We start from the raw sequence: 15,921 nt of genomic DNA on the forward strand, positions 1-15,921 counted from the left end.
CCGATTCGCGAACTATTCCCCCTCCCCTCCTCTCTTAGTCCAGCAGACCAGACGTCGTACGCCCGCCGTCTACACTTCCCACACGACCAAAAGAGGATTCCCCCATGCTATGGAAAAAAGGACGTCGCAGTGACAACGTCGTGGACGCACGCAGCAATTCCGGGGGTGGCGGTGGCGGCGGGATGCGCATTGGCGGCAAGGGCCTGGGACTTGGCGGGATCGTGATCATCGTCGCGATCGGCCTGCTGACCGGGCAAGACCCGATGCGGATCCTGGGTGAGATCACCGGCCAGATGGGTTCGGAGCAAACCACCGCGGTCAATCCGCAAACGCGCCAGGCGCCGCCTGCCAATGACGAGCAAGCCGACTTCGTGCGCGCGATTCTCGGGGACACCGAGGACACGTGGCAGCAGGTGTTCCAGCAGATGGGCAGCCAGTACAAAGCCCCGACCCTGATCCTGTTCAGCGGCAGGGTGCAGTCGGCGTGTGGCTCGGCGTCTTCGGCAAGCGGTCCGTTCTATTGCCCGGCCGACCAGCGCGTGTACCTGGACATGGAATTTTTCCGTGAAATGAGCCAACGGTTCAAGGCGGCGGGCGATTTTGCTCAGGCGTACGTGATTGCCCACGAAGTTGGCCATCATGTGCAGACCTTGTTGGGGGTTTCGGCTAAAGTTGACGCCGCCCGCCAACGCGGCATGAAAATGGAAGGCGACAACGGTTTGCTGGTGCGTCAGGAGCTGCAAGCTGACTGCTTTGCGGGCGTTTGGGCCAACAACGCACAAAAGCGTTTGAACTGGCTGGAGCCGGGTGATATTGAAGAGGCGCTGAACGCCGCCAATGCCATTGGCGACGACCGCTTGCAGCAACAGGGTCAGGGCCGGGTCGTGCCAGACTCGTTTACCCACGGCACATCTGCCCAGCGGGTCCGCTGGTTCAAGACAGGTTTTGCCCAGGGACAAATCAACCAGTGCGATACGTTCGCCGCAAAGAGCCTCTGATCACATGATGAAACCGCTTTCGATCCTGTTGTTGGGCACCCTGATGAGCATCAATGCTCATGCGGCGGATCAGGCGGTTAAATCCATCAGCCCCGACCGGCTGCAAATCAACGGGACGACCCAGGCTACGCTCGGCCTGAGTCAGAGCTGGGTACGTCCCAGCCCGCAAGTACAGCGGGTGGTGATTGTGTTTCACGGTCGGTTGCGCAACGCCCAGACCTACCTGCGTAGCGTCGAGCGCGCCGCCAATCAGTCCAGGCAGCGCTCGAAAACGCTGTTGATCGCACCACAGTTTCTCGACGAGAAAGACATCGCCGCACACCGTCTGCCCGACGCCGTGCTGCGCTGGCACACCAACGACTGGATGGCGGGCGAGAAATCGCTGGGGCCCAAGCCGATCAGCTCATTTGTCGTGATCGATCACATCCTCAAGCGCTTGAGTGACAGCAAGCTGTTCCCCAATCTCAAAGAGATCGTGATCGCGGGTCATTCCGGCGGTGCTCAGGTGGTGCAACGCTACGCAATGATCGGCGGTAAAGAAGATGCGTTGCTGAAGAAGGAAGGCATCAAGTTGCGGTACGTGATCGCCAATCCATCCTCGTACGCATATTTCGACGCCACCCGGCCACTGCCGGTTGATGCGGCAAGTTGCCCGACGTTCGACACCTGGAAATACGGCATGAACAAGCTGCCCGCATATGCTGGCAAGGAAACACCCGCCGAGCTTGAGGCTGCTTACGTCAAGCGCGACATCACCTACCTGCTGGGCGAACTGGACACCGATCCGGAGCACCCGGCGCTGGACAAGGATTGCGGCGCTGAAGCCCAGGGGCCGCAGCGTCTTGCGCGAGGCCACAACTATTTCGATTACCTGAGCAAGCGTCATCCGGAAGGCTTGAATCAGCGCCTGGTGGAAGTCAAAAACGTCGGACACAACGGCGATGCGATTTTCACCTCACCAGAAGGGCAAACGGCGCTGTTCAAGGCGAACTGAGAAAGGTGGGCGCATCAGTGGTACTGGCTTTAGCCGGGAAGAGGCCGGTGTGTACACCATCAAATTTTTGGTGAATTCCCGGACGCCTTCCCGGCTGAAGCCGGTCCCACTATTTAAATGCGATCCGACAGTAGGACCGGCTTTAGCCAGGAAGAGGCCGGTGCTTATACCATCAAATTTGTGGTGAATTCCCGGACGCCTTCCCGGCTGAAGCCGGTCCCGCTATTTAAACGCGATCCGACAGGAGGACCGGCTTTAGCCGGGAAGAAGCCGGTGTGTACCCCCTCAAATTTGTGGCGAATTCCCGGACGCCTTCCCGGCTGAAGCCGGTCCCACTATTCAGAAGCGATCCGACAGTAGGACCGGCTTTAGCCGGGAAGAAGCCGGTGTGTACGCCGTCAAATTTATGGTGAATTCCCGGACGCTTTCCCGGCTGAAGCCGGTCCCACTATTTAAATGCGATCCGACTTAAACGCGATCCGACAGTAGGACCGGCTTTAGCCAGGAAGAAGCCGGTATGTACGCCATCAAATTTGTGGTTAATTCCCGGACGCCTTCCCGGCTGAAGCCGGTCCCACCATTTAAAAGCGATCCGACAGTAGGACTGGCTTTAGCCGGGAAGAAGCCGGTGTGTACACCATCAAAATTGTGGCGAATTGCAAGACGCCTTCCCGGCTGAAGCCGGTCCCACTATTTAACGCGATCCGACAGTAGGACCGGCTTTAGCCGGGAAGAGGCCGGTGTGTACACCATCAAATTTGTGGCGAATTCCCGAACGCCTTCCCGGCTGAAGCCGGTCCCACTATTTAACGCGATCCGACAGTAGGACCAGCTTTAGCCGGGAAGAGGCGGGTGTGTACACCATCAAATTTGTGGTGAATTCCCGGACGCCTTCCCGGCTGAGGCCGGTCCCACTATTTAAAAGCGATCCGACAGTAGGACCGGCTTTAGCCGGGAAGAGGCCGATGTGTATACCATCAAATTTGTGGTGAATTCCCGGACGCTTTCCCGGCTGAAGCCGGTCCCGCTATTTAAGCGCGGTCCCACCAAGCCGGGCCTACGATTCAATTCCAGCGCAATCAGCTCTTGGCGCCAATCATTGCCTTTAACGCCACGCAGTCGGCCGCGTGCCAGTCGGTCAACGCCGGCCACGGGTTGTCGGGCAGGTTGACCAGTACGGTCCGAGTGCCTGCCGCTCGACCGCAGGCCAGGTCAAATTGGTAGTCGCCGACCATTACCATTTCCGAGGGCTGCACGTTCCACGCCTCGGCGAGCTTGAGCAGGCCACCCGGATCCGGCTTTGGCGCGGCTTCGTCACGCCCCAGCACGTCGTCTTTGGCAAAGCAGTCGGCAATGCCAATGGCTTCCAGCGTAACGTGGGCAAGCTCTCTGGCATTGCGCGTCAGGATGCCCAGACGATAACCCCGCCCTGCCAGCTCCCTGACCAATTCAACAGCCCCCGTCGCCGGTCTGGACGCAACGGCCAGCGCGCGCTCGTGGTCCAGCAGCCAGGCATGTTTGGCCGCAGCAACGTCAGCCGGCAGCGCAGCAAGGTGACCGAGAATGTCATCCTCCTGGGGGATATCCAGTGCGCGCTTGATCGCCGGGAAGTCATGCACCGCAAGCGTCAACGTGCCGTCCATGTCAAACACCCAGTGGCGCAGCCGAGCGAGGCTCATGACCAGTCCTTGCGGTGGCGAATCAGCCCTTCCTGGCTAACCGAAGCCACGAGCTTGCCATCGCGGTTGAACACGCTGCCACGGGAGAACCCCCGGGCGTTGCCAGCCCATGGGCTGTCCATGGCGTAAAGCAGCCAGTCGTCCGCACGCAGTTCGCCGTGGAACCACAGCGAGTGATCAAGACTGGCGATCTGCATGTCTTTTTGCCAGACCGTCTTGCCGTGAGGCAGCAGCGACGTGGTCAGCAGATTGAAATCCGAGGCGTAGGCGAGCATGTAGCGGTGCAAGGCGGGGATGTCCGGCAGCGTGCCGTCGGCGCGAAACCAGATGTACTTGACCGGGTCAGCGGGCGCCGGGTTGTAGGGATCGGACTGGGTGACCGGCCGGAACTCGATCGGCTTGGGGCACAGCAGTTTGTCCTTCATGTGCTCCGGAATCAGGTGCTCGCGCTGATGCATCAGCTCAAGCTCGGACGGCAGGTTTTCCGGGCCGACCACCTGCGGCATCTGCGTCTGGTGCTCAAAGCCTTCCTCGTCGTACTGAAACGAGGCGCTGCAGGTGAAAATCGGATGGCCCTTCTGGATGGCCGTCACGCGACGCGTGCTGAAGCTGCCGCCGTCGCGCACCCGGTCGACCTGATACACCACCGGCAGGTGCGCGTCACCCGGTCGCAGGAAATAGCCATGCAGCGAATGCACGTGCCGCGCGTCTTCGACCGTCTTGCTCGCCGCCGAAAGCGATTGCCCCAGCACCTGACCGCCGAACAGCTGGCGAAAACCAAGGTCCTGGCTGCGTCCACGAAAAAGGTTTTCTTCGATCGGCTCCAGGCTTAACAGCGACACCAGATCATCCAGCACGTGGCTCATTCAGGGTTCCTCACACGGTCGTCTCGCCAACCGCCATCACATCATTCAGGCCATGCGCGCCGAAGGTCGGCGCCTATGGAAGTTGGGCGAAATGATACAGAGGTTTGTAGCCCGATTCCTGTGGCTGTTCACAGCGTCGCCAGCCAGCCGTTCCGGTTGATGCGATACAGCACGTGGGGCCGCAGCGGATGACCGTCGGGTAATGTGGGATGGTCGAAATTATCCATCGGATCGTTGCGCATGCCGATGGCCTGCATGACCTTTTGGGAGGGCAGATTGTTGACCGCCGCAAACGCCACGATTTCCTCAAGGTCCAGATGCTCGAAACCGCAGCCGAGGACCGTCCACGCGGCCTCGCTGGCATAACCCAGGCCCCAATGCTCACGGGCCAGGCGCCAGCCGATCTCCACCGCAGGGGTAAACGCTGCTTCAAAGCCCACCACGCCCAAGCCGGTGAAGCCGATGAATTCCCCGGTGTCATTGCGCTCGAGAGCCCAGAACCCATATCCGTATTCGGCAAAATGCCCGCGCACGCGACCAATCAGCTTGGCGCTTTCCAGACGGCTCAAGGGCTGCGGAAAGTAACGCATCACCTGTGGATCGGCGCACATCTGCGCGAAGGTCGGCAAATCATCATCTCGCCATTGACGCATCAACAAGCGCGCGCTGTTGAGCTCAAGAATCGGCTCCATCGATCGTCTCCGTTTTGCCTCGACTTTCAAATTGCCCGCCGGCTGACCCCGTCCCCCGCTCAGGCAAATCGCTGTGCGGTGATCGTCAGAACTGGCAAGATTCCCCTTCGTACCAGACGCGTGCCTACCATGCCCCTGCCCCTCATTTACCACGAAGACTACAGCCCGGACTTTCCGCCCGACCACCGCTTCCCGATGGACAAGTTCCGGCTTCTGCGCGACCACCTTATCGACACCGGGTTGACAACAGATGCTCAATTGTTTCGCCCACAGGTTTGCCCGACGGATATCCTCGCGCTGGCCCATGATCCCGGTTACATCGGCCGCTACATGGACGGCGCGCTGTCGCGCGAGGATCAGCGCCGCCTCGGCCTTCCCTGGAGCGAGGATCTGGCCCGACGTACGGTACGGGCTGTAGGTGGCTCGCTGCTGACGGCAGAACTCGCCCTGCAGCACGGACTGGCCTGTCACCTCGCCGGCGGCACACACCATGCGCACTTCGATTACCCGGCCGGATTTTGCATCTTCAACGACCTGGCGATCATCAGTCAGTACCTGCTGCAGAGCGGGCGCGTCGACCGTGTGCTGATATTTGATTGCGACGTGCATCAAGGTGACGGCACCGCGCGAATTCTCGAACACACCGAAGACGCGATCACCGTCTCGTTGCACTGCGAAAAGAACTTCCCCGCCCGCAAAGCGCAGAGTGACTGGGACATTCCGCTGCCGATGGGCATGGGTGACGACGACTACCTGAAGGTGGTCGACGACACGCTCAATTACCTGCTGCCGCTGTATCGGCCGGATCTGGTGCTGTACGACGCAGGAGTGGATGTGCACAAGGACGACGCGCTGGGGTATTTGCAGCTCACCGATGCAGGCGTTGCCCGCCGTGACGAGGCGGTGATGCACCACTGCCTTGGCCGGGACATTCCGGTGATGGGCGTGATCGGCGGCGGCTACAGCAAGGATCGAGAAGCGCTCGCCCGGCGGCACGGGATTCTTCATCACGTTGCCCAGCGGGTGTGGATGGAGCGAGGGCTTTAAGTGAATGAACTTACCCACATCCCCTGTGGAACGGCCTGTGGATAACCTGCGTGCAAGGTCACGATCCCCCGTTCTCACTGGGCTTGGCGCGCGCTGTACGTTTTTTAACCAAAAAGTTTTCCACAGGCTGGCCGCGTTTCATGAAGCTCGCGTAGAATGCGCGCCCATCATCCAGCCGGTGCTCGCTTAACCATGACGTCAGACGCCAACCCAAGCACCCAGACAGTCGTCATTATCGGCGGCGGCCCCGCCGGTTTGATGGCGGCTGAAGTGCTGAGCCAGGCAGGCTTCAAGGTCGACCTTTACGACGCCATGCCCTCGGTGGGGCGCAAGTTCTTGCTGGCGGGCGTGGGCGGCATGAACATCACCCACTCCGAGCCTTCGCCTGCTTTCGTTTCACGCTACTGCGAACGCGCCCCGGTGCTCGCGCCCTTGCTGCGCAGCTTTAGCGCACAGGCGTTGTGCGAATGGATTCACGGTCTGGGCATCCAGACGTTTATCGGCAGTTCCGGGCGAGTGTTTCCCACCGACATGAAGGCAGCCCCCCTGCTGCGGGCGTGGCTGAAGCGTCTGCGCGAGGCGGGCGTCGTTATCCACACCCGTCATAGATGGCTGGGATGGACGGCAGACAACCGCTTGCGCGTTGCCGGCCCCGAGGGCGAGCTTGCCCTGAACCCTGCCGCCACCCTTCTGGCGCTGGGCGGAGCAAGCTGGTCGCGGCTGGGCTCGGATGGCGCATGGGTGCCGCTGCTAGAGCAACGCAGCATCAACGTCGCGCCTCTTCAAGCGGCCAATTGTGGGTTCGAAGTCCGCGCCTGGAGTGAGCTGCTGCGCAGCAAGTTCGCCGGGGCTCCGCTGAAAAATATCGCGATGGGCCTGCAAGGCGAGCCCCTGCGGCTGGGCGAGTGCGTGGTCACGCAGACAGGCGTTGAGGGCAGCCTCATCTATGCGCTGTCTGCGCAGATCCGCGAGGCTATCAATCAGTCGGGCTCGGCCACGGTCGAGATTGACCTGCTGCCCGGCAAAACCGTCGCCCAGGTGCAAAACGCACTGCTCAAACCGCGTGGCTCCCGCTCGATGTCCAAGCACTTGCACAGCCAGTTGGGCCTGGACGGCGTCAAGGCTGCGCTGTTACGCGAGCTCAGCCCCGCTGCAACCTTTGCTGATCCAGCCTTGCTGGCCCTCGCGATAAAGGCCCTGCCGCTGACACTGATCAAGCCCCGACCGCTGGAGGAAGCCATTAGCACGGCGGGTGGGGTGACCTTCGAAGCGCTGGACGAGCACCTGATGGTTGAGGCGCTGCCCGGCGTGTTCTGCGCCGGCGAGATGCTCGACTGGGAAGCGCCAACCGGCGGCTATCTGCTCACCGCCTGCTTCGCCAGTGGTCGTGCGGCAGGCCTGGGGATGGCGGACTGGTTGCGCCGCCAGTAAGGGTCGGCGCAACGATCGAAGATTCACGCCGCGCGATCCATCTGCGGCTCCGGTCCATTGCTGACGCCTTGATTGCCCGACACTTTGCCCTTCGATGGTCCGGTGATCCACTTACCCAATTCGACGCCCTTAAGCTCGATGTAATGGTGAGCGAGGGCACCCAGGCCAATCGCCACAAGCGTCACTGCGACCACCAATGCGTTGTTGCCCAATTCCGAGCCGGTGTCCATGAAACGCTGACCATCGACCATGGGCGCTAAATCCCGTCCGGTGAACTTCTGCGCCACGATGAACACTGTCGACAGGCAAAACACCAGCGCGGCATGGGTCATGTAGATCGAATACGACAATTTCCCCAGCAACCTGAACACGGCGGTTTTGAGAAAAGCCGATACCAGCCCGGCCTCGAACGCGAACACCAGTACCAGTACGCAGAACATCAGACTGGCAATGGCCGAGCGGTCGCTGAACTCGTTCATCACCATCCAGTACGTGGCGTAAATCAGACCCGCCTCGAGGACTGTCATCAACCAGCGCACCGGTAGGAACCGGTCGCGAACTATCAGGTAGGCCAGGTAGGTGATATTGCCGGCGAAAAAGCAGGACAGACCGAGCATTGCGCGCCAGACCAGCGGTTCGTTTTCGGTGAAGATCATCGTGAATGCGACAACTGCCACGCAGGCAAACATTAGAAAGCGGCTTCTCAATGAGAGCAGACACAACCCGCCGAACAGCAGGTAGATATAAAACTCGATGCTGATGCTCCACGACGGGTAGTTGAACGACATGGTTTCGGTCAGGGGCGTCCAGGCTTGCAACAGCAGCAGATTGGGCAAAATCTCCGAAGGGTCGAACAGCCCGGAGAACGGAACATTGTTCAGGGTGAAACCTTTTTCGTAGGCGGCCCAACGCACCAGTTCGAAGAGGATAAACACCAGCAGCATGACCACGTGCAACGGGTACAGGCGGAACAGGCGCGAGACGACGAAACGCTTGAAGTCCAATCGGGGTTTCAGTCCATATGAGTGGGCCAGGACAAACCCGCTGAGTACGAAGAAGAAGTTCAGCAAAATTTCCGCTTTGAGAAAAAACGGCAGCTCGATGAAGGCGCCCACGACATGCAGATGATGAAACACCACCAACAGTGCGAAGACGCCCCTGAAGCTGTCTAGCGTGGTAAATCGCTGAACTGATCCCATTGCCACAACGTCCCGTCCTGATTGAGAAAGCGCCCACGGCGGCAGCGAAGTCTCGCGGCCATTGCACGGTAGGGGGTTAGCGACCTGACCAACAGTTGAAATATTTCATCTCCGATACACAGGACGACGCAAACATTGACGCCAGCGTTTGACGATGATGACCCGTGAGTCACCTTGACGATGCCGGGCGTGAGTTGACGATCTGGCCGTCAATGTTTTGCTATCCGAATTGGCCACGCGCATCAGCCGAGGGCTCGTCGCGACGGCGCGAACACCTACGTACCTTTCAACTATCAATCCCGACGATGTTCGCTACCAATCGCAATGAGTTCTGATTATTTTTGCGGCGAGTAACATCGGCTCCATACCGAATGACCCACTCATTAAACGTACTGGAGCAACCCTCATGAAAACCAACAAACTGATCCTTGGCCTGGCCTTCTCTGTACTGGCAACAAGCGCTTTTGCCGCTCCCGCTGTTGATGCCAGCCAATGGTTGAACGCACCGGTTGTCGCTGAAAACGGCTCTTCCCACACCAACATTAATCGTGTTGCTGCTGACGGTGCTGATCGTGTCGGTGCAAACCGTGTCGCTGCTGATGGTGCTGACCGCGTCGGTGCAAACCGCATAGCTGCTGACGGCGCTGACCGCGTCGGTGCAAACCGCGTAGCCGCTGACGGTGCTGATCGTGTCGGTGCAAACCGCGTTGCCGCTGACGGTGCTGATCGTGTCGGTGCAAACCGCGTTGCTGCTGACGGCGCTGACCGTGTCGGTGCAAACCGTGTCGCTGAAAATGGTTCGTCGCACACCCAACTGGGCCGTATCGCCGCTGATGGTGCCGACCATGTGGGTGCCAGCCGCCTGAGCTGATCGACAGTCCGCTTCTCCCCCAGCCCGGCCTTTGCCGGGCTTGATTGTTTCTGGGCTCCACGTTTTCCCTGGCGCTCTTTTCCTGATCAGCCTTTGCCCTTCATCTCCCATAACTGTCGGACAATTCTGAGATTGGTTTCAGATTCTCCCGAGCCTGCCGATGCATTCGTGCACACGAATGTTTTGCTGGCTTTCATAACAAAAACTCTCCAGCTGACGATTTCAAACATTTACACATTCTGGAGACATGGAATGAACAGCTGGTTTGCGAACATCAGCGTCAATCTGAAGCTGGCACTCGGCTTCGGCGTCGTACTTGTATTAACTGCCCTGCTGGCCCTGGTGGGCTGGAACAGCCTGGGCAACATGACCTTCCGCAGCGACCGCGTCGCTGACATCACCAAACTCAGCCAGAAGCTGACCGACCTCCGGATTACGCGGCTGCAGTACATGCTCAGCAACGGCGACGAAGCCGTCGCGCAGACCGTGCAAACCGCGCTTGACGGATTCAAGGCGCAGCAGCAATTCCTGCAAAAAAACTTCACCAACCCACTGAACGTCGCGCCCATCACGGCGATGGGCGAGCAGATCGCCGCTTACGAGACCTCGTTGACCAAGATGCGCGAGGCCTATCAGGCGAGCGCCAAGGTCCGCGCTGACATGGGCGTCGACGCGGTGAAAGCTGCCGACCTGATCGCCGCGATCAACGACGACGTGATGAAGCTCGACCCCAGCGACGAGCGCCGTTTCGAGCAGTACCAGGCCGCGATCAAAGCCCGCGAAGACGTCATGCTGGTGCGCTACGAAGTGCGCGGCTACACCGCCAACGTTTCCGCCAAGACCGAAGACACAGCCATGCGTCAACTCACCAGCGCCATTGACGGCCTCGCGCCGCTCAACGCCATGTTTGGTGGCACTCAGGCCGAGCGCCTGAAGCAGCTGGAAGCGGCGCTGGTCGGGTATCGCAAATCGGTGCAGGGATTCAAGGCAGCCACTGACGCTATCAACACGACGCGCGCGGAGATGACCGAGGAAGGGAGCGCCATCGTCAAATTGGCGCAGCAGCTGAATGACTTGCAGCTCACCCTCGGCCAGGCCGACAGCCAGCAGGCGCGAACGCTGCAATTGGCCGGCACGCTCCTGGCGCTGATTCTCGGCACGCTGGCGGCGGTCATCATTACCCGTCAGATCACCCGGCCACTGCAGCAGACCCTGGCCGTGGTCGACCGCATTGCATCGGGCGACTTGTCACACAACATGGTCGTGACCCGCAAAGATGAACTGGGCGTGCTGCAAATGGGCATCCAGCGCATGGGCGCCACGCTACGCGAATTGATTGGCGGCATCCGTGACAGCGTCACGCAGATCGCCAGCGCCGCTGAAGAGCTGTCGGCCGTGACCGAACAGACCAGCGCCGGGGTCAACAGCCAAAAAGTGGAAACCGATCAGGTCGCCACCGCAATGCACGAGATGTCAGCCACGGTTCAAGAGGTGGCGCGCAACGCCGAGCAGGCATCGGTAGCCGCTTCCGCCGCTGACAAGCAGGCACGCGACGGCGACAAAGTGGTGGGTGAAGCGATCACCCAGATCGAAAAACTGGCCAGTGAAGTGGTGCGTTCCACGGATGCGATGTCCGTACTGGAGCAGGAAAGCGACAAGATCGGCAAGGTGATGGACGTGATCAAGGCGGTCGCCGAGCAGACCAACCTGCTGGCGCTCAACGCTGCCATCGAGGCCGCGCGTGCCGGTGAAGCCGGTCGCGGTTTCGCGGTGGTTGCCGATGAAGTCCGTGGCCTGGCGCAACGCACCCAGCAATCGACCGAAGAAATTGAAGGCCTGGTCGCAGCCCTGCAAAACGGCACGCGACAAGTGTCGGAGATCATGCTCAGCAGCCGCAATCTGACGGAAAGCTCCGTCGTACTGACGCGCAAAGCTGGTACATCGCTGGAAAACATTACTCAGACGGTCTCGAACATTCAGGCCATGAACCAGCAGATCGCCGCCGCCGCCGAGCAGCAAAGCTCAGTGGCAGAAGAAATCAGCCGCAGCATCGTCAACGTGCGCGACGTGTCCGAACAGACCGCCGCGGCCAGCGAAGAAACCGCTGCCTCCAGCGTGGAGCTCGCGCGACTGGGCAACCAGCTGCAAATGCTGGTCAGCCACTTCAAGGTGTAAACCACTTGTCTGCGCCGGGCCAAGAGCGGCCCGGCGCAGACGGTGCAAGGATCTGAAGACGAATCGCGCAGGCGCATCGGCAAGAAAGGGATTTACTGATCCCACAATTGCCACATACTGCCCGCGCTGTTTTATTTCGTCATATTCATTTCCAACGCCGGGTTTATCTCCATGAAAAGAATTCTGCCTTACCTCCTCAGTGCTGCCCTCTCCCTCGTGCCTGTCGCCTTTTCCCATGCCGCGACTACGCCCGCCCCTGTCCAACTGATCGTGCTGAGTTCCGGTGGAATCATGGGCGCCTTCAACGCGGTAGCCCCTGATTACGAACAGCGCGCCGGTGTGAAGCTGCAAGGCGAAGTGGCGCCATCGATGGGTGCGACGCCCCAGGCGATTCCCAACCGACTGGCCCGCCATGAGCCGGCGGACGTGGTGCTGATGGTCGGTGCGGCGCTGGACAAGTTGATCAAGGACGGCAAGGTCGATCCGAAAACCCGCGTCGATCTGGGCAAATCCTACATCGCCATGGCCGTGCGTCACGGCGCGCCGCACCCTGACATCAGCACCATGGAAGCCTTCAAGCAGACGCTGCTGGACAGCAAGAGCATCGCCTATTCCGACAGCGCCAGTGGCGTGTACCTGTCCCGCGTGCTGTTCAGCCAGATGCACATCGCTGACCGTATCCAGAGCAAAAGCCGCATGATCCCCGCCGAGCCGGTGGGCGAAGTCGTTGCACGCGGAGACGCCGAGATCGGCTTTCAACAACTGAGCGAGCTCAAGCCGGTGGATGGCATCGATATCATCGGCCTGATCCCTGACCAGGCGCAGCAGATGACGCTCTACTCAGCGGGCGTCGTCACCCAGAGCAAACACCCTGAACAGGCCAGGCAGTTTCTGGAGTTTCTGAGTTCCTCGGCAGCGGCCTCTGCTATCAAGGCCAGCGGCCTGGACCCGATCGCCAAGTAACGGGGTGTGTTGGCTCGCGCTATCAAGCCTGCAGGCGCCGGCTTGCTGGCGAACGGTGTGCGGACTTTACGTGAGCGCCAGCTCGATCAACTCACCGCGCACCTCGGCGCCATCCACATGCAGCATGCCTACCGTGATCGGCAGTTTGAAGCGACGCGGTCCGGCGCTGCCCGGATTGATGAACAGCACGCCATCGCGCATCTGCTGCACGGGCCGATGGGAATGGCCGGTGACGACCACACGTACTCCGTCGGGCAATGATATCGGCACGTCGGCCAGTATGTGCGTGGTGTAAATCACCACATCGCCAATACGCAAAACGGCTTCATGGGGCACCTCGCACGCCCAGGCGTCATCGGTGTCGTTGTTGCCTCGCACCACCGTCAGCGGTGCGATGGCCTTCAATGCGTCGAGGATCTCCGGCTTGCCAATGTCGCCGCTGTGGATCAGGTAATCGCAGCCCTGCAACGCCTCAAGCGCCTGAGGCCTCAGCAGGCCGTGGGTGTCCGAGATCAAGCCGACCTTTATGCTCATCATTCATCTCCCTGCCGCCGACAGGGCGGCCTGCCTGGCTTGCACGCGCTTCATGCTGATCATCGCCAGCAAGGCAACCACTGCCACCAGTAAGGCGAAGAACTCGCCCACATGCTCCAGACCAAACGCCCGCACGCTGAAGCCAACCGCCACCACTGGCACAGAGATCGACACGTAAAGCACCACGAAAAAGGCGGAAGTGACGGCAGCCTTCTGGTTTGCCGGACTGCTGGCAGTGACCGCGCCCATGCCGGCGCGCAGGATCATGCCCTGGCCGATGCCTGCCACAAGACCCGCCGCGACCAACAGCCCCAACTGTGACGTGGCGATGCTCAGCGCCAGGCAAATCATGCCGACAATCAGCCCCACGCAGCCCAGGGTCATGTGCGAGCCCTTCGGCAGCACCTGCAGCAACGCCTGACCGATGATTGACGCGACGAAAAACAAGCCGATCACTGCGCCGATCAACAGCCCGCCTTGGACGTGCATGACATGGATCATCACCGACGGCACCATGCTGGTGAACAGGCCCGCCACGCTGAAACCCGCCAGCCCCGCAATGGAGGCTGAGATGAACACCCTGCGCACAGACGGCGGCACGGAGGGCTTTTGAATGCCCAGTTTCAGCGTCGTCGGGCGCTGCACGGTTTCCCGAATCAGCGTGATACCGACGGTCGCTAGCAGGAGCAGCCCCAAGTGCACATAAAACACCCGATGCAGCGGATCCGGCAGAAACTGCGAGGTAAAGCCGGCAAGCAGCGGCCCGAGGCCCAGGCCTAACATGTTGGCAGCGGTGGCCATCAGCGTGGCGTTCTTCCAGGTCTTTGGAGCCAGCTCGATGACCGCAACGGTGGCTGTGCCGGTCATGATGCCCGCGCTGAAACCGGAGAAAAGCCGCCCGATCAGCAAGCCACCAATCGAATCACTGAACAGAAATATCGCCGCGCTGACCCCTCCCATCGCCAGCCCCGCCAGCAACAGCGGCTTGCGCCCCAACTGATCTGACCAACTGCCGACAATCAGCAGCGCTGCGATGACGCCCGCCGCGTAGATCGAGAAAATGATCGTCAACCAGCTCGCGTCGAAGCCAAGCCGTTGTTGATAAAGCGCATACAAGGGTGTGGGCAGCGTGGTGCCGACCATGGCGATGAGCAGCGCGCAGGCCGCGAAGATGAAGTCGCGCGTGGAGGAGGAAGCAGGCAGGGACATGAGCGCTCCGGGCAGCGGTATAAGTAAGAGAGGCAGTGTCGCTGATACAGGCCGGTCAAGGTAGACCTGCCAGACTTACAGGGGGTTCATCTGTGAGGGAAACGAAGCGACAGCGCGGCGGCTTTTATTGAGGCGGAACACGTCGATCTGTCATTACCGAACCCACCCTACTGTGCAGTCTGAAGTGACTAATAGCAGAACGTGCCCCGGTGACTTCCCAGTATGCGTAAACATACTCACCATCACGTTAAACACTTTGACTTTCCCGGCCCCGGCCCATCCCGCGCTGATGAGAGGCCCGATTTAGAGCCATCGACCTGATAAAGGGAGCAAAACCTGGGACATTTAAAAACTGCAAGCCGCAATACAACAAAAGACTTTTACAGAACGGAGGAAGAACTAAAAGAATGAACTTATCCACTGTTTGGCTAACCCGAAACAGTCCTTTAGAGTCGCGCCCTTAATACCCGCTCAGCAGTGAAAATCTTGTGAATAACGATCTACAACTAGTTAAATCCGCACTGACGCGATTCGGCGTCATGCTGGCGCTTACTCTCTTCAGTATCGGCATGGTGTTCATCGACATCTTTGTCGCCCGGACCGACATCCTCGAAACCTCTTTCACCGAAATCAGCCAGGAAATCATGCTGGCGATCATTGCCGCTTTGTTCTGGCTCTCGGCACGCCAGCCGGGGCAACGTGGCGTCGGCATCCTGATTGGCGGCTTTTTCGCCTGCATGCTGATCCGGGAACTGGACGGCCTGTTCGACCCGATCAGCCACAGTTTCTGGCTGTGGCCTGCGCTCCTCACCGCAGGGACCTGCCTCTATCGGGCGCTGGGTTACAAAAATGCATGGCGCGACGTTGTCTCGGGACTCGCCCGGTTTTCCATACGTCCGGCGTTCGGTTTCATCATGGCGGGCCTGTTAGTGTTGATCTTCTCGCGACTCTTCGGGATGGGATCGTTGTGGCACGGCATCCTTCAGGGCGGCTACGCGCGGCTGGCGAAAACCACCGTCGAGGAAGGCGTCGAATTACTGGCCTACAGCATTTGCCTGGGCGGCGCGCTGGATTACTTTATGGAGCTGCGCCGCGATCTTTCGCGCTTTGACGACCTCACCGAACTGCAGATTTCCATGCCCGTCAACGCCAGGCGTCGGGCCGTGGCGCAGGCGCTGGAAACCAGCCTCTGAGCATGACGATGACGCAGTAGCCGACTGTAGGCAGGTACTCGGTCAGCGCCCGAAAATAAAGGCGTCGGAT

At 60.1% G+C, this 15,921-nt stretch carries 14 protein-coding genes and 1 pseudogene; 9 read left to right on the forward strand and 6 right to left on the reverse strand.

Annotated elements, in window-relative coordinates; genetic code table 11:
• Positions 1 to 104: 104 nt before the first annotated feature.
• Together ypfJ and VF672_RS14680 are read left to right on the forward strand one after the other, a co-directional pair.
• On the forward strand, positions 105 to 998 hold the full coding sequence (ypfJ, locus tag VF672_RS14675; RefSeq protein WP_331105297.1) for a KPN_02809 family neutral zinc metallopeptidase: 894 nt from the start codon (positions 105 to 107) through the stop codon (positions 996 to 998).
• A gap of 4 nt (positions 999 to 1,002) precedes the next feature.
• Entirely contained in the window at positions 1,003 to 1,992 is a 990-nt protein-coding gene (locus tag VF672_RS14680; RefSeq protein ID WP_331105298.1) for an alpha/beta hydrolase, read from the forward strand.
• Between the two features lie 1,079 nt (positions 1,993 to 3,071).
• Here VF672_RS14680 and VF672_RS14685 read toward each other — a convergent pair.
• The 3 genes from VF672_RS14685 to VF672_RS14695 form a co-directional block, all read right to left on the reverse strand.
• Positions 3,072 to 3,671 (reverse strand): HAD family hydrolase, encoded by a 600-nt coding sequence (locus VF672_RS14685; protein ID WP_331105299.1) that lies wholly within the window; start codon positions 3,669 to 3,671, stop codon positions 3,072 to 3,074.
• Positions 3,668 to 4,537 (reverse strand): acyl-CoA thioesterase II, encoded by an 870-nt coding sequence (tesB, locus tag VF672_RS14690; protein ID WP_331105300.1) that lies wholly within the window; start codon positions 4,535 to 4,537, stop codon positions 3,668 to 3,670. The genes VF672_RS14685 and tesB overlap by 4 nt, the downstream gene beginning before the upstream one ends.
• A 128-nt stretch (positions 4,538 to 4,665) precedes the next feature.
• Positions 4,666 to 5,229, reverse strand: coding sequence for a GNAT family N-acetyltransferase (locus tag VF672_RS14695; protein WP_331105301.1), 564 nt, complete (start codon positions 5,227 to 5,229; stop codon positions 4,666 to 4,668).
• A gap of 129 nt (positions 5,230 to 5,358) precedes the next feature.
• Between VF672_RS14695 and VF672_RS14700 the strand changes: the two genes are divergently transcribed.
• Both VF672_RS14700 and VF672_RS14705 read left to right on the forward strand, forming a co-directional pair.
• The gene (locus tag VF672_RS14700) at positions 5,359 to 6,276 is read left to right on the forward strand and encodes a histone deacetylase (protein WP_331105302.1); all 918 of its coding nucleotides are present in this window, start codon (positions 5,359 to 5,361) and stop codon (positions 6,274 to 6,276) included.
• A gap of 192 nt (positions 6,277 to 6,468) precedes the next feature.
• Entirely contained in the window at positions 6,469 to 7,707 is a 1,239-nt protein-coding gene (locus VF672_RS14705; RefSeq protein WP_331105303.1) for a TIGR03862 family flavoprotein, read from the forward strand.
• 23 nt (positions 7,708 to 7,730) lie between these two features.
• Here the strand turns inward: VF672_RS14705 and VF672_RS14710 are convergent, their stop codons facing one another.
• A complete protein-coding gene (locus VF672_RS14710) occupies positions 7,731 to 8,906 on the reverse strand; it encodes an acyltransferase (protein ID WP_331105304.1) in 1,176 nt (391 codons plus the stop codon).
• Between the two features lie 406 nt (positions 8,907 to 9,312).
• Between VF672_RS14710 and VF672_RS14715 the strand changes: the two genes are divergently transcribed.
• The 4 genes and pseudogenes from VF672_RS14715 to VF672_RS14725 all read left to right on the forward strand — a co-directional run bounded on the left by VF672_RS14715 (position 9,313) and on the right by VF672_RS14725 (position 12,915).
• Positions 9,313 to 9,777, forward strand: coding sequence for a hypothetical protein (locus VF672_RS14715; RefSeq protein ID WP_331105305.1), 465 nt, complete (start codon positions 9,313 to 9,315; stop codon positions 9,775 to 9,777).
• Between the two features lie 366 nt (positions 9,778 to 10,143).
• A pseudogene (locus VF672_RS24640) lies at positions 10,144 to 11,049 on the forward strand (methyl-accepting chemotaxis protein); the annotation flags it as partial.
• A gap of 198 nt (positions 11,050 to 11,247) precedes the next feature.
• Positions 11,248 to 11,952, forward strand: a complete 705-nt coding sequence (locus tag VF672_RS24645) for a methyl-accepting chemotaxis protein (RefSeq protein WP_414705612.1) — start codon at positions 11,248 to 11,250, stop codon at positions 11,950 to 11,952.
• A gap of 171 nt (positions 11,953 to 12,123) precedes the next feature.
• A complete protein-coding gene (locus tag VF672_RS14725) occupies positions 12,124 to 12,915 on the forward strand; it encodes a substrate-binding domain-containing protein (protein WP_331105307.1) in 792 nt (263 codons plus the stop codon).
• Positions 12,916 to 12,981: 66 nt separating this feature from the next.
• Here the strand turns inward: VF672_RS14725 and VF672_RS14730 are convergent, their stop codons facing one another.
• Positions 12,982 to 13,449, reverse strand: coding sequence for a metallophosphoesterase family protein (locus tag VF672_RS14730; RefSeq protein WP_331105308.1), 468 nt, complete (start codon positions 13,447 to 13,449; stop codon positions 12,982 to 12,984).
• 3 nt (positions 13,450 to 13,452) lie between these two features.
• Positions 13,453 to 14,658: an MFS transporter gene (locus VF672_RS14735; protein WP_331105309.1), complete on the reverse strand. Its 1,206-nt coding sequence runs from the start codon at positions 14,656 to 14,658 to the stop codon at positions 13,453 to 13,455.
• A gap of 539 nt (positions 14,659 to 15,197) precedes the next feature.
• Between VF672_RS14735 and VF672_RS14740 the strand changes: the two genes are divergently transcribed.
• Complete coding sequence (locus tag VF672_RS14740) at positions 15,198 to 15,851, forward strand: hypothetical protein (protein ID WP_331105310.1); 654 nt, start codon at positions 15,198 to 15,200, stop codon at positions 15,849 to 15,851.
• Positions 15,852 to 15,921: the final 70 nt, after the last annotated feature.

The organism is Pseudomonas sp. (genome assembly GCF_036387035.1).
Lineage (GTDB): Bacteria > Pseudomonadota > Gammaproteobacteria > Pseudomonadales > Pseudomonadaceae > Aquipseudomonas.